Genomic DNA, 14,580 nt, shown 5'->3' on the forward strand with positions numbered 1-14,580 from the left:
ATTCAGGAAAATAAGCCATGCAGCAATACTTAATTAGTGACCTCGCTAAAAAAACTCAGCTGTCGACGGATACTGTGCGTTTTTATGAGAAAAAAAATTTGATCAGATCCAGTTATCGTGCAGATAATAATTATAAATATTATGATGATGAAACATTAAAGCGGCTTATTTTTATTAAACGTTGCCGCGCATTAGATATGACCTTACATGAAATTACTCAACTTTTAGAGCATCTACAACATCCTGAACAAGGCTGTAAAATCATTGACCAATTGATTGAAGAACATATTCGACATGTAGAAACTCGAATATATGAATTACAACATTTTAAATCGCAACTGCATGAATTACGTCAATCCTGCTCCTCGAACACCACCATTGATCATTGTCAGATTGTCAAAAAACTTGAAGCATCGGAATAATTTATATTGTGTTGAATGGGTCTTTCGGCTATTCCCTCTGCTGATTGAGCCCATGTGCCGATTTAAAAACAGTTTTGCGCAGCCATAGCGAAACACTGACCAACGCAATCAATACAGGGACTTCAACCAAAGGACCAATAATCGTGGTAAATGCGACAGGTGAAGCCAATCCAAATGTTGCAATCGCGACAGCAAGTGCCAACTCAAAGTTATTTCCTGCTGCGGTAAAAGAAATCGCCGTAGTTTTAGGATAATCATTGCCCATCCATTTGCTCATAAAAAAGCTCAGGAAAAACATCACCACAAAATACAGGGTTAATGGGATGGCAATTCGCAGTACATCGAATGGTAAGCTAACTACATCCGCCCCTTTTAAACTAAACATCGCCACAATGGTAAATAACAATGCCAATAAACTCAGCGGACTGACTTTAGCGATAAACGTTTGTTGATACCAGTCTAATCCTTTGCGTTTAACTAGAATGATCCGGCTTAGAAAGCCCAATAAAAATGGGATACCTAAATAGATTAAAACCGCATGTGTAATCGTCCAGAAGCTAACATCAATAACTTTTCCTGCTACACCAAAATACGGTGGTAGAACAGTTAAAAACAACCAAGCATAAGTACTAAAAAAGACGATTTGGAAAATACTATTAAAAGCAACCAAAGCTGCGACATATTGATTATCACCACCTGCTAAGTTATTCCATACCAATACCATTGCGATACAACGTGCTAAACCAATAAGAATTAAACCCGTCATATATTCAGGATAAGCATGTAAAAACACAATCGCTAAGGCAAACATCAGGCACGGCGCGATTAACCAGTTTTGTAGCAAAGACAAAGTCAGCGTTCGTTTATCTTTGAAGACTTGCGCTAAGGTCGCATAATCCACTTTGGCAAGTGGCGGATACATCATCAAAATTAAACCTATTGCAATAGGAATATTGACTGAATCTAGGCTTAAACGATTTAAAGCCACCGAAGCCTGCGGGAAATATACGCTGATGCAGATCCCCAATCCCATCGCAATAAAGATCCATAAAGTTAAATTTCGATCTAAGAAAGAAAGCCGCGAAGTTGACTGATTTGAGTTCATAACAGCTTACTCACAACAACTGTTGATCTGGATCAAGTCTGAACGACCCACAACTGAATTCGCAGTTTGCGCTGCAATTATTTTTAATACAGCATTGGCCCATTCTGGTAATTCAGGATTTAAACGGTAATACACCCATTGGCCTTTGCGTTGATCAAGTAAAATGGACAAATTCCTCAACAAGGCCAAGTGTCTTGAAATTTTTGGCTGGCTTAAATTTAAGGCTTCCGTGATTTCACAAACACAAACATTCCCCTGTGCCAACACAAGTTTTAAAATATCCAAACGAGTTGGGTCAGATAAGCACTTAAAGAAATCAGGTTGATCCATCGCAATTACTCAATTTTATGGTTTATCATATTCACTATTGCGAATATACGCATATCCATATATATATGCAATATTGCTTTTTAACAAAGAGTCGATCGATGTCATCTCAAATTAAGATTTATCATAATCCTGCCTGTGGGACTTCACGCAATACCCTTGCACTCATTCGAAATACTGGTATCGAACCAGAAGTGATCGAATATTTACAGTATCCGCCAAGCAAAGCACAACTCATCGATTTGATTCAGCAATCTGCTTTGTCGGTACGAGATGCAATACGTAAAAATGTTGATGTTTATAAAACCTTAAAACTAGATCAAACAGAATGGACTGACGATCAACTGCTTAATTTCATGTTGCAATACCCGATTTTAATCAATCGCCCCTTTGTGGTGACTGAATTGGGTGTTCGTTTATGTCGACCATCTGAATTGGTTTTAGATCTCTTATCTGTGCCACAGCGTGCTGCTTTTAGTAAAGAAGATGGTGAAATTATTATCGATCAGCAATTAAAAAGGCTTAAATAATTTTTTAGGGTTTTTCAAAAAACCCAATTAATTAAACATAAAATATTGAATATTAAGTGTTTTAATGAAAATTCACCCAGTTAATCCTGAGTGTTTTACTAGGTTGAATCTTATTTTCAAACCCTTACAATAAAACCATATTTTTAGTATGCCTTTTAAATTTATATGAGCATCTCACACATTACTGAACTCCTATCACCAGCTGGATCATTGAAGAATATGCGTTATGCATTTGCTTACGGTGCCGATGCGGTATATGCAGGTCAACCTCGCTATAGCTTGCGAGTTCGTAATAATGAGTTTGATCATGATCATTTAAAAATAGGGATTGCTGAAGCGCATGCCTTAGGCAAAAAATTTTATGTGGTGGTGAATATTCAACCACACAATGCTAAATTAAAAAATTTTATTCGTGATCTTGAACCTGTGGTCGCCATGCAACCTGATGCACTGATCATGTCAGATCCTGGCTTGATCATGCTGGTTCGAGAAAATTTCCCACAAATATCCATCCATCTGTCTGTACAGGCAAATGCGGTCAATTGGGCAACCGTAAAATTTTGGAAAAATATGGGACTCACCCGTGTCATTTTGTCACGTGAGTTATCTATCGAGGAAATTGAAGAAATTAAACAGAATGTACCCGATATGGAAATCGAAGTGTTCGTACACGGTGCACTCTGTATGGCTTATTCCGGTCGTTGCTTACTTTCAGGCTATATGAATAAACGTGATGCAAATCAAGGCGCTTGCACCAATGCATGTCGCTGGGAATACAATATTCACGAAGCAACAGAAGATGCATCTGGGGATGTCATTCCAGTCCAACAACTGGAGACAGCATCAGACTGTTGCAACAATAAAGATGCCGACGAGCAACACGCTATACAACAACATCAATTTGGCGAACCGGTTTTATTACAACGTCATAAAGAAGACATGTTTGCTGCTGAAGAAGACCAACATGGCACTTACTTTATGAACTCTAAAGACTTACGTGCAGTTCAACATGTAGATCGTTTAACCAAGATGGGCATTCATTCCTTAAAAATCGAAGGACGCACCAAATCTTACTTTTATTGCGCCAGAACAGCACAAATTTATCGCAAAGCGATTGATGATGCGCTACAAGGAAAACCTTTTGATCGGGCGTTAATGTCACAACTCGAAGGTTTAGCCAATCGAGGTTATACCGAAGGTTTCTTACGCCGCCATGTCCATGCCGAATATCAAAACTATGCAACGGGATCTTCTCAATTTGATCATCAACAATTTGTTGGTGAAGTGCTTGAACGCAACGATGATTACATCAAGATTGAGGTAAAGAATCGTTTTGTTGTGGGTGACTCCATGGAACTCATGACCACATCTGGCAACATCACATTTATTCTTTATGAAATTTTAGATAAAAACAGACAACCGATCATAGATGCAAAAGGCTCAGGATATATTGTAGAAATTCCAATTCCTGCCGATATTGATATGCAATATGCCTTATTAATTAGAAACTTACCAAATTCGACTGCTGATATTTCAGCATCATCATTGGCTTACCAAGCAGTTTAGGATATCGAAATGGCTTTAATGATTACAGACCAATGCATCAATTGTGATATGTGTGTACCAGAATGCCCCAATCAGGCAATTTTTGAGGGCGAAAAGTTCTATGAAATTGATACACAGCGTTGTACTGAATGTGTCGGATTTTATGAACATCAAACCTGTGTGGATGTCTGTCCGATTGAATGTATTGTTCAAAATCCACAACATATAGAAAGCAAAGCGCAATTATTAAATCGCTTTCATTATCTAAGTTTGTTTGGTTAAGACAAAATGCGACACCAATTCTAATCTTGGAACGTATTTTGCTTAGTGAACGCATAGGTTCAGATAATAATAACAATAAAGAAAATGGAGCTGAGCTGTATGGCAACACAGCTCATAAAAAGGGGAAAACAATAACATTAGGGAAAAGCCAAGGTGTATTTGGGGAACACTTTGGCTTTTTTCTTATTTAAAAAATCACGTTTGATTTAAATTTTAATTTCAAGATAGGTAATTTAAGCAAAAAGCTAAGCGACGAAAAAATTCATAGATCTTTATTCATGGGCAAAATTTTGTGAAAACTTCTCCTTACACCACTGTTTGACTTCATTCACAATAAAATCAGCATCTGGCAAAGTTAAAAAATAGTAATTCCATGCCGTTTCAACACACGGCGATACAATTTTCAGCCGTCCTTGTTGTAAATCATTGGCAATCGAAATGCGGCTTAATAATGCAACCCCCTGTCCAGACAATACAGCCTGAATTGCATGACTTTCTTGCGTATAAAAGACCTGCGCTTGCCCTGCTTGAATATGTAAGCCTTGTTTTTCAAACCATTTCTGCCAATTGACTCGATTTGGACAGTATTCGTCCCCCCAAGTAAAGTGAATCAATGGTGCAGTCGTCCAGTTCATAGTTGCAATATCCAAAGAGGGATGCCCGACAGCTACATATTCATCAACTGCTAATAATTCTGTATCAACATCTTGATAGCCCCCTGAACCATACCGAATCGCTAAATCATAGAGACCGGAAGTCATATTAACGAGGTCATAACTTGCATGTACCCGAAACATAATATTGGGAAAGCGACTTTGTAACTCTGGCAAATAGGGAATAATCCACTCACTTGCAAACGATGGTGTTGTGGTAATGGTCAATAATCTTTGTTTATTTTGCTCTAGTTGAAACAAAGCCGTTTGAATCTGCCCAAAACCTGATTGCACATGCTTAAGTAAATACTCTCCTTCTGGCGTCAGGCTGATCGAGCGTGTACGCCGCTCGAATAATTGAATATTCAATTGCTGTTCCAGCTTCTTGATACGATGGCTTAAGGCGGTAGGTGTTAAAAACAATTGGTCTGCTGCTTTTTTAAAGCTGAGTTGTTCAGCAACATACTGAAAGGCCAACAACTGCTCCAAGGAATTATGCAAAACCACCAAAGATCACCGTATAAAATATAAATGAATTATATTCAGTTATAACATGTATTTTTATCGTTTGTTGTTTTTTCCATATTCTATAAAAATCAATTTGAACAAACAACAAATTGAGTAATGATCATGGCAAATATACTTAAAATAGATACTAGTTTAAGAACAGGTATTTCAGGTACACACCCACATGGTTCTTTAAGCCGACGCTTAACCGCATTATTTATTGATCAATGGAATGAAATTGATTCATCTGTACAAGTTAAACATCGTGATTTAGGTCAAAACCCACCGCCTTATATTGATGAAGAGTGGATCATTTCTGAATTTGGCTATGCAGAATCTGAAGAAAAGGCGCAACAACGCTTACAACTGAGTAATGAATTTATCGAGGAATTGCACTGGGCAGATATTATTGTGCTTGGTGTGCCAATGTATAACTTTGGCCCACCTGCACATTTAAAGGCCTATATTGATCACATCGTGAGAATGAATAAAACCTACACATTTGATCTCAGCAAAGAACAACCTTACTCAGGGCTGTTAGATCATCAAAAAACCATGATTATCCTTTCTGCCCGTGGTGGGCATGACTTTGATGCAGTTGATGCGCCATTTCCCAATCATGCTGAACCCGCAATAAAAACAGCATTCAATTTTATTGGTATCGAAAAATTTCATGAAATTGCGATTGAGTATCAGGAATTTGGTGGCGAGTTGTTAGCACAATCGATCCAAGCAGCAGAACAGAAAACCATTGCACTTGTTCAAGAGCTGCAACATTAACAAAGCTTATTTTCGCAAGCTCTATTCAATAGCATTCAATCTCCAACAAAAAAAGGAATTGAGCTGTTAGCAACTCAATTCCTATCAAGGGTAAAACATGAGATAAATGTTAAGACAAGCCAAAGTGCTCATCGGGACACTTTGGCTTGCTTTTCAACGTGCAATCATCGAAAGATTATTGACCTGAACGAATGATGTAATCGAATGCAGATAAAGACGCTTTTGCACCCTCACCAGCTGCAATAATGATTTGTTTATAAGGCACTGTTGTACAGTCACCCGCAGCAAATACACCTTTTACATTGGTTTCATTACGATCATTCACCACAATTTCATTACGGTTTGAGAGCTCTACAGCAGTTGCTTTTAAGAAATCTGTGTTTGGTAATAAACCAATTTGTACAAAGATTCCCGCAAGTTCAATGGTATGCAATTCGTCTGTTGCACGGTCTTTATACTTCAACCCTGTCACAATCGAACCATCACCAATCACTTCTGTAGATAGTGCATTCAAAATCACCGTGGTATTTGGCAAACTATTCAATTTATCTTGAAGCACTTGGTCAGCACGAAGTTGAGTATCAAACTCGATCAATGTGACATGTTCAACAATACCTGCAAGATCAATTGCGGCCTCTACACCTGAGTTACCCCCACCAATCACGGCAACCTTCTTACCTTTAAATAATGGGCCATCACAGTGTGGGCAATACGCAACACCACGTGTTTTATACTCTTTCTCACCCGGTACATTCATCTCTCTCCAACGCGCACCTGTAGATAAGATGACCGTTTTTGATTCAAGTTTTGCACCATTTTCCAGTTCAATTTCAACTAAACCGTTGGCTGTTTGATCTGCACCGACAATGTTTTTCACTTTTTGTAAGTTCATAATGTCCACACCGTACTCACGTACATGCGCTTCCATATCTGAACCAAACTTAGGACCTTGTGTTTTCTGTACTGAGATAAAGTTTTCAATATCCATGGTGTCCATGACTTGACCACCAAAGCGCTCAGAAACAATACCTGTGCGAATCCCTTTACGTGCAGCATAAACCGCAGATGTTGCACCAGCAGGCCCACCACCAATCACCAATACATCAAACGCTTCTTTAGCATTCAGCTTTTCAGCATCTTTAGCTGCAGCACCACTGTCCAATTTCGCAACAATTTCTTCCAAAGTCATACGACCTTGACCAATATGTTCGCCATTTTGGAAAACCATAGGTACAGCCAAAATTTTGCGTTCTTCAACTTCATCTTGGAAGAATGCACCATCGATCATGGTTGCTGTAGTGCCTGGATTATTAATTGCAATCAAGTTAAGTGCTTGAACAACATCTGGGCAGTTATGGCAGCTTAAAGAAACAAATACATCAAAATTTGCAGTCAGGTTTAAACCTTTAACTTGAGCCAAGATTTCATCAGAAACTTTTGGCGCATAACCTGATACTTGTAATAAAGCTAAAATTAACGAGGTAAACTCATGCCCCATCGGTAAACCAGCAAAGAATACACGAGGTTGTTCACCTACTTTTGCAATACCAAAGCTCGGTTTACGATCATTCTGACCATCGAAACGTGCAGTCACTTGATCTGACAGTGCAGCAATTTCAGTCACCAATTCTTTAATTTTGTCTGACTTATCAGAACCATTTAAAGAAGCAACAATTTCAATTGGGCTCTCAAGACGCTCTAACAATGTTTTTAATTGAGCAGAAGTATTTGTATCTAACATGCTAACAATCTCCAAGGGAGTAAATTTCTTTCGTTGAATGTATATTACGTCTATTTAAAAAATAGATAAAACAGTTTGTTTTTATTAAATCAATCGGTTTTTTAGTTTAACAAAAATCAACGACTTTCTCATCAGCATATCCCCCTATTCTCAAATTTAAATTCTTTAATGCTGGTATATATATGGGCATTGACTAGAAAATCAATAGACACCCCCCGACTTCCTCGAAACTTAAAATTAGATTAATTTTCAACAAAAATAATATTTCTTCGACCATCTCTCTACAAAAATTCATGCGCAGCCAAGCCACAAAGTTTTAAGCTAAATTTATGTTGTGGTTTCTCCAATTAAGTACAACAAGGTGTACTTATTCACAATTCCTGAATAAATAAGTGAAGAGGTAAAACAATGAAAATAGAGTTCGTATTCGATATCGTCTATCCAATGAGTTATGTGGCGTTTGAAAAACTCAAACAACATTGGAATCAACCCATGGCGAAAAAAATCGAATTATTACCTGTGCAAGTTTTACCAGAAATTCCAGAACAAGGCTTAGATGTTTATCAATACCTAACTGAAAGATATGGAACCAAAGAAGCCAATCGTAAACTTGATATGGCAAAATTTGCTGCCTATAGTCAAGATTTAACCGTGGATATTGAGCATATGAAGCGTATGCCCAATAGCCGCTTAGCCCATCAGGCGATATTGGCTTTAGATAATATCTTTGACCAATTCGCATTAACGCAGGCTTTATTCCATGCCATATTCGCCCATGGTAAAGACATTGCCAACCCTGAAGTGCTGAAACAAATCATTGAAGGTATGGGCTTGGATGGTACGAAAGTTCTACGTTCTATTCAACATAAGGAAATCGCAGACAAACAAACTGAGATTACTCATTATGTACAAGGTTTCGGTAAACACCCTACCCCCTACTATATTGTGGATGGTGAAATTTGGGATAAAACCTTTGATACCTTAGAACTGAAAGATCTGATTACCAACCGAGCGAAAGATGTCGCTTAGGACAACGAGATTTAATTTTACAGCAATAAAAAAGCACTTTTGTGATTAGCAAAAGTGCTTTTTACCAGGATTTTTACAAAGTATAAGCTTTGTAGCGTTGCACTAACCGATACGATGACCAATTCGGTGTAAACGTTTGGCAATTCGACTTGCCACCCAATAAATCATCAAGCTAAAAAATAAACTGAGTGCTGAAATTCCCCATAAAACCTTTTCAACAATGTTCGACCAAAAGCTTGCACGACTCACTTGCGCTTCAACACCTTGCGCAATCGGGGAAAGCGCTCGATTAAATACCTGATGTTGAATTGTCCATAATTGCTCAGGTTTAAAGCCATATTCTAAAAAGCGGGAATCAGATTGCTCCGCTTTAATCAATTTTTCTGTGTAAACCGTAGCCACAACCTTATCAACAGGTTTATGCATCAACGCAGTTTGTGCCAATAAATAGCTTTGTACTGTTTCAGGCGCATCAGATCTTTGCAGATATTGATAAATATCGCTTTGCTGAATGTTTTGATCATACTTTATAAATGATTTTAACTCTTTGTCTTCATCATCTTTAAGATCATATTGCACATAAGTCAAACCAGACCATAGCACAATCAAGGATAACAGCCATGCAACAAATTTAAGGATAAATGATTGAAAGCGGACTTTAAAAAAGCGAATTTTTTTTAATACAGCAACAATAATAAATGCGCCAATAAAAGACACAATTAATTTTAAGATCAACCAGCCAAACCATGATAATGCATTCATCAGGTAGTCTGGTTGATGGATATATTCTCTTAACTGCTGATCTAGAATATATGGCAAGTGCAATTGATGAACCTGTTGTGCTACACCAAACAAGTTAAAAACCAATTCCTGTTGAAAAAAAACAGAAACTAAACTTGCGATACCTACAGAGGATAAAACCACAGCCGAAACCATCAAATTCCGTTTTCGATGCTGAAGTATTTTTAATCCATGTTCGATCTGTTGAATATCTACAGGATATTGAGTTTTTTCAGTCAACCTTTACACCTTTAGATGAGATTGTGCCAAGATTTAAGATTTGGCTTAGGATTGATGCGTACTGGTATCTAATACCAACTGTTGTAAATTCGATTGAAGCGCTTTAATCCGAGTCGAAGCCTCTTCACGTTTTTGCATGCCCTCTTTCTGAATTTGAATGACATCATTTACAGTTTTAATCAGGGTATTTTGAACATGTTCAAGCGTTTCAATATCAATCACTGAACGTTGATTGGCTTTGGCAGTATCCACAGAATTTTGATGAAGTAAATCTGCATTGCGTTTTAATAGCTCATTGGTTGCATCATCAATCGTGTTGGCAAGTTGTACACTATTACGTTGCTCATTTAGAGAAATCGCCAAGCTGATCTGGTTTTTCCATGCGGGTAAAGTAATATTTTTAATCGCATAAAATTTATCGACCAACATCATATTATTGGATTGAATAATACGAATCATCGGTAAGGTTTGCATTGCAGATTGTTGCAAGACTTGTAAATCACTGACCCGCTTTTCTAAATTGTTGGCTAAATGGTTAAGGTCATAAACACGCTGATTGATTTTAGGATCTTGCTCTTGCTGAGATAAAGTCGCAATTTCTTGCTGTACTTCGACTTGCTTAATTCGACCTGCGGCAATATAAATACCCAACTGTCGATATTCCTCTTGCACCCCATTAAACATACGATCTAATGTATCTACCCGTGCTTTTAAACCTGTTTGCGATGTTTCAATTTCTTTGACCAATGAATCTATTTGCTCTTTGGTGGTATTAAAATGTTGATCGAAACTTTGCTTAGCACCTTTAAACTTACTGAGTATACTACCAATAAATCCTGAGTTTTTTGATTGATTCAAAATGCTGGATGTATTCAATTGCTGAGCAACTTGCACAACTTCATTTAATTTTTGCCCAGTCACATCTAAGTCTTTATTTTTGACCAAGTTGAGTAATTCATCTGTATATGAGGATGTTTTGGTCGCAATATTTTTACCATATTCAGCAACAGATGCATGATTAATATTGGCCAAGTCTTTATGCGCATTTACAACTTCATTAAAATCTTCAGTATTTAAACCTATTTCTTTCAAATTCAATTGTTCAAACTTTTGCAATTCCAACGGCGTATTGGATTGTTCAGTTAATGCTTGATGATTCGAATCGCTCATACTTGTATCCTATTTATTTTCTAATGATTTCTTTAATGATTGAATTAATTTATCACGACTTTTATCCAGTTCTTCAGTCGTTGTAAAAGAATTCTGCGCACTACTCTGTTTGACATGATATTGCCATGCAGGAATCAGAACATGCTGAGCTTCATTAAAGCGATCAAGTAAGCTCAATGAAAGTTGTTGTGTTAACTGCATTTGTGCTAACGCAATATCATTACTGGCTTGTAACGTTTGTAGCGTATTGACTTTCTTAGACAACCGCTCTGCAAAGTTATCCAAGGGATGACGATGTTGTACAAAAGCAGGATATTCATGTAAAAATTCCTGCGCTGCACGAATATATTTCGCCATTTGCTCTCTTAAACCATTGGCTTGTTGGAATCTTGCTTCCGACTTTTGAATTTCGATTTGTAATCTTTGACTCAAATGTTTGGCTTCATCAATTAAACTTTCTAAATCATTTAAATATTTGACTTGCCCGACACCAAACTCCAAATCCAAGCCTAACCATTTTTGTATCGCATTGAATTTACGTTGATTTAGCTTTTTCTTGGATGCAGATAATTGCTGAATAATTTGTGCAATAATTTGACTCAGCTTTTGCGTCAAACTTGGATCAATGGCTTTTAGCAGTACCGATTGTGCTTGAATCAACTGATCGGCATATAAATTCAGTCGTGTTTGATTGTCGAGTAATGGAACCAAATCATTTCTTTTAATCGAAAGTAATTCATCAGAACTACATGAGATCTGTTCAAGCGGTGTAAGTACAGTAAATTGCTTCATATCAGTTCAAAATGAATAACTTTTCAATGATTTAAGGGAAATCAATCAACAAACCCTTTCTATTTAAAACTTATAATACAAATTAGGAAGAAAGCCCATACAAATAGCAAAAAACATACAGATAGCAAAAAGCCAGTTTTTATAAACTGGCTTTTTGCTATAACACAATGTGTTAAAAACGATCATTTTATCTGTATTGATTTGACTGTTACGGCTTTGGTTGTCTATTCGCTTGATAACGACGATAACCTGTCAGCCCTAATAACCCAAGAAGACTCAACCAACCCAATGAACCACCACCGCTTACACGAGGGCTTCCCGGCGCTGTACCTGAGTTTTTTAAAGTAACTGTAGCCGCATCAAACTCTGTATTTTCAGGAGTAGAAATTTTTCCATCCGCATCATACACATAATAGGTAAATTTATAACTAAATGGATCAAGTGTATTTCTGAGTTGAATATGGATTTTGCCACCATAGCAGGTATATTTATTGTCGCTACCAGGACAAGGCCCACTACGATCCGCCGTTATTATAACAGGATCGATGTTTTTACCAATTCGGATTGGTAATTCAACCCCATCTGCATTGACATAAAATTTTGGTTTATTGGGTTTAGCTGTTAACGCAGCAGCATTACCATCACCATCATCATTGGCATATTGCAGTAAATCTACATCAATCGCTTTGGTTGAGCCATGTTCAATATTAAATGTTGCATCTTTAGCAATAGGTGCAATATTGGTAAAGCTTCCAATTATATAGGCTGAAGATGTAATGTTTTTATTTGTCTTTAACTCAAGTTTATAGCTACAGAATTCATTATCACCCGATGGTGTAACATTGTCATCTATACGCCATAACATGATTCTCTTTAAGTCTTTATTCCATACACAGTCAAATTTTGGCTCTTTTTTACCTACAAATTGTTTCTTATCATTTAATACACCGACACCAAGTGGTTCTACAATCACATTATAATTGTCTGCAGTTAAATGTTTTACCACTCGCACATCATTACCAATAGCGTCTTTGGTTATAATTTCTGCAGGTAGATTGGCTGCAAAAGGATCGACAAAGATCGTGCGATATTTCTGGTCTGATTTGGTGTATTTGATTAAATTACTATACAGCTCTGATTGGATTTTATAAAAAGGAATATACTCCTGTTTGGTCGCTGGATCTGCAATCAACTTATTATAATTATCCAATATATTTTGATAAGAATTAAGTGCGGCAACCACCGAAGTATTACTTGCCTTCAGATTATTTGCAGTAAGACGTAAAACCTCTGTAGAGCCAATATCACATGAGTTTGCCACATCATTTAGACCATTGGAGTTTTCTGCAATCACTCGCGTGACACCACGCTGATCAGTTCCACTACAGCCTGTATAACCAATATCAACCAGGTCTTTGTCTGTGCCTAAGTTTATAGGGAAATACATTGGCATAAAGCCTGTAGACTCACTTGGCGGTTCTATCTTATTTAAAATAGTCGTGAATGCAATATTACTCACATCAAACGTATGATCTTTATCCTCTTTCCTTACTTCCTCTGCAACCTCACATTGATCATCACCAGCAGTCAATTTTAAAGCATTATATCCAAGCACTACACGCGAACCTTCAACTTTGCTTACATCACCATTTGCATAACGGCAAGATTTTCCAGTATTGTAAGCCAAGATATTATTACTTAATGCTTTTATCCCATTGTATCCATACAATAATGTTGCCCAAGCATTATTATTGACAATGGTATTGCTGATCAGTGATAAAGAAGAATTATTACTAAAATTAACCTTTCCTTGTGGTGTCAATTGGCTAAATTGAATGATACGCCCTTGACTCGCACTTGCAGTATTCTGAGTTATGGTATTTGCAGTAAAGGTCACTGCAGGTTGCCCACAAAAACTAAACATACTGAGGCTATCTGCAGAACCATTGTCAATAAATGTTACCCCACTCACTGCAATATTACGTTTGGTAAACTCTAAATTATCAGCACAGGTCATCCCAAGTACACTGCCCTGTTCAGCTTTATTGGTCTGAAATACACCATAATTTATGGTCAGAGAACTTGAGACATCATTTAAATAAATTGCCCCACCTGCTTTCGCACTGGACCCCATAATATTTACATTATTTAAGGTTAACGCACCGCCAGCATAAATTGCTCCACCCACATTATTATTGCTGTCATTTAAACTCGATCCATTTTTTAAAATTACATCATTCAGTGTTAGACTCGGCTTATTTTCATAAATGGTATTGAAAATACGTGAGCTCCCTTGTCCTGAAATTATGGTTCTTATTGGAATTGCAGCAGGGAAACTATTGGTCAATACATCTGGGCGACTATAATCACCAGGTTCTTTACCAATAATGGAAACATCTGAGTTCGGTCTTAACTCTTTAGTCAGCTTATATTCACCTGCTTCCAACTGAATCACATTGGGTACTGTTGAATAAACCTGTCCTGCGCTACAGCCACCATAAGCTTTATGTGTTGCGGCAGCGTGTAACGCTTCTCTTAATGAACACTTGTCAGGATTTGTCCCATCCTCATCATCAAAGGTGGTTACATAAATCGTTTTATCTTCTGCCGCCATCAAAGACATGGTCGACAATATAACAAGTGTCAGAAATCCTTTTTTATAATTTTTCATGTGCAA

The 14,580-nt window shown here is 37.3% G+C and carries 15 protein-coding genes; 7 read left to right on the forward strand and 8 right to left on the reverse strand.

What is annotated here, in order from left to right; genetic code table 11:
* Positions 1-17 precede the first annotated feature (17 nt).
* Complete coding sequence (locus GJV03_RS08835) at positions 18-422, forward strand: Cd(II)/Pb(II)-responsive transcriptional regulator (protein WP_004721728.1); 405 nt, start codon at positions 18-20, stop codon at positions 420-422.
* 28 nt (positions 423-450) lie between these two features.
* On the opposite strand, the gene arsB is transcribed toward GJV03_RS08835, so the two are convergent.
* Together arsB and GJV03_RS08845 are read right to left on the reverse strand one after the other, a co-directional pair.
* Positions 451-1,527, reverse strand: coding sequence for an ACR3 family arsenite efflux transporter (gene arsB, locus GJV03_RS08840; RefSeq protein WP_154129908.1), 1,077 nt, complete (start codon positions 1,525-1,527; stop codon positions 451-453).
* A gap of 6 nt (positions 1,528-1,533) precedes the next feature.
* Positions 1,534-1,857 carry a metalloregulator ArsR/SmtB family transcription factor gene (locus GJV03_RS08845; RefSeq protein ID WP_151956871.1) on the reverse strand — a complete coding sequence of 108 codons (324 nt, stop codon included), beginning with the start codon at positions 1,855-1,857 and terminating at the stop codon, positions 1,534-1,536.
* A gap of 98 nt (positions 1,858-1,955) precedes the next feature.
* Between GJV03_RS08845 and arsC the strand changes: the two genes are divergently transcribed.
* The 4 genes from arsC to GJV03_RS08865 all read left to right on the forward strand — a co-directional run bounded on the left by arsC (position 1,956) and on the right by GJV03_RS08865 (position 4,402).
* Positions 1,956-2,384, forward strand: coding sequence for an arsenate reductase (glutaredoxin) (gene arsC, locus GJV03_RS08850; RefSeq protein ID WP_154129909.1), 429 nt, complete (start codon positions 1,956-1,958; stop codon positions 2,382-2,384).
* Positions 2,385-2,549: 165 nt separating this feature from the next.
* The gene (gene yegQ, locus GJV03_RS08855; RefSeq protein ID WP_035371560.1) at positions 2,550-3,950 is read left to right on the forward strand and encodes a tRNA 5-hydroxyuridine modification protein YegQ; all 1,401 of its coding nucleotides are present in this window, start codon (positions 2,550-2,552) and stop codon (positions 3,948-3,950) included.
* A gap of 9 nt (positions 3,951-3,959) precedes the next feature.
* Positions 3,960-4,211, forward strand: a complete 252-nt coding sequence (locus tag GJV03_RS08860; protein WP_004721738.1) for a YfhL family 4Fe-4S dicluster ferredoxin — start codon at positions 3,960-3,962, stop codon at positions 4,209-4,211.
* A gap of 38 nt (positions 4,212-4,249) precedes the next feature.
* The gene (locus GJV03_RS08865) at positions 4,250-4,402 is read left to right on the forward strand and encodes a hypothetical protein (RefSeq protein WP_154129910.1); all 153 of its coding nucleotides are present in this window, start codon (positions 4,250-4,252) and stop codon (positions 4,400-4,402) included.
* An 81-nt stretch (positions 4,403-4,483) separates the two neighbouring features.
* Here the strand turns inward: GJV03_RS08865 and GJV03_RS08870 are convergent, their stop codons facing one another.
* A complete protein-coding gene (locus GJV03_RS08870; RefSeq protein ID WP_081409373.1) occupies positions 4,484-5,341 on the reverse strand; it encodes a LysR substrate-binding domain-containing protein in 858 nt (285 codons plus the stop codon).
* A 153-nt stretch (positions 5,342-5,494) separates the two neighbouring features.
* Between GJV03_RS08870 and GJV03_RS08875 the strand changes: the two genes are divergently transcribed.
* On the forward strand, positions 5,495-6,151 hold the full coding sequence (locus GJV03_RS08875) for an NAD(P)H-dependent oxidoreductase (protein ID WP_056515873.1): 657 nt from the start codon (positions 5,495-5,497) through the stop codon (positions 6,149-6,151).
* 175 nt (positions 6,152-6,326) lie between these two features.
* Here the strand turns inward: GJV03_RS08875 and ahpF are convergent, their stop codons facing one another.
* Positions 6,327-7,892, reverse strand: a complete 1,566-nt coding sequence (gene ahpF, locus GJV03_RS08880; RefSeq protein ID WP_154129911.1) for an alkyl hydroperoxide reductase subunit F — start codon at positions 7,890-7,892, stop codon at positions 6,327-6,329.
* 408 nt (positions 7,893-8,300) lie between these two features.
* Between ahpF and GJV03_RS08885 the strand changes: the two genes are divergently transcribed.
* Entirely contained in the window at positions 8,301-8,921 is a 621-nt protein-coding gene (locus GJV03_RS08885; protein ID WP_004721747.1) for a DsbA family protein, read from the forward strand.
* A 102-nt stretch (positions 8,922-9,023) separates the two neighbouring features.
* Here the strand turns inward: GJV03_RS08885 and GJV03_RS08890 are convergent, their stop codons facing one another.
* The 4 genes from GJV03_RS08890 to GJV03_RS08905 all read right to left on the reverse strand — a co-directional run bounded on the left by GJV03_RS08890 (position 9,024) and on the right by GJV03_RS08905 (position 14,574).
* Complete coding sequence (locus tag GJV03_RS08890; protein WP_171501846.1) at positions 9,024-9,941, reverse strand: hypothetical protein; 918 nt, start codon at positions 9,939-9,941, stop codon at positions 9,024-9,026.
* Between the two features lie 45 nt (positions 9,942-9,986).
* On the reverse strand, positions 9,987-11,111 hold the full coding sequence (locus tag GJV03_RS08895) for a toxic anion resistance protein (RefSeq protein ID WP_154129912.1): 1,125 nt from the start codon (positions 11,109-11,111) through the stop codon (positions 9,987-9,989).
* 9 nt (positions 11,112-11,120) lie between these two features.
* Positions 11,121-11,903: a tellurium resistance protein gene (locus GJV03_RS08900; RefSeq protein ID WP_154129913.1), complete on the reverse strand. Its 783-nt coding sequence runs from the start codon at positions 11,901-11,903 to the stop codon at positions 11,121-11,123.
* A 208-nt stretch (positions 11,904-12,111) separates the two neighbouring features.
* Positions 12,112-14,574 carry a CSLREA domain-containing protein gene (locus tag GJV03_RS08905; protein WP_105714255.1) on the reverse strand — a complete coding sequence of 821 codons (2,463 nt, stop codon included), beginning with the start codon at positions 14,572-14,574 and terminating at the stop codon, positions 12,112-12,114.
* Positions 14,575-14,580 lie beyond the last annotated feature (6 nt).

Origin of the sequence: Acinetobacter sp. RIT698 (genome assembly GCF_009668065.1) — a bacterium.
GTDB classification, from domain to species: Bacteria; Pseudomonadota; Gammaproteobacteria; order Pseudomonadales; family Moraxellaceae; genus Acinetobacter; species Acinetobacter guillouiae.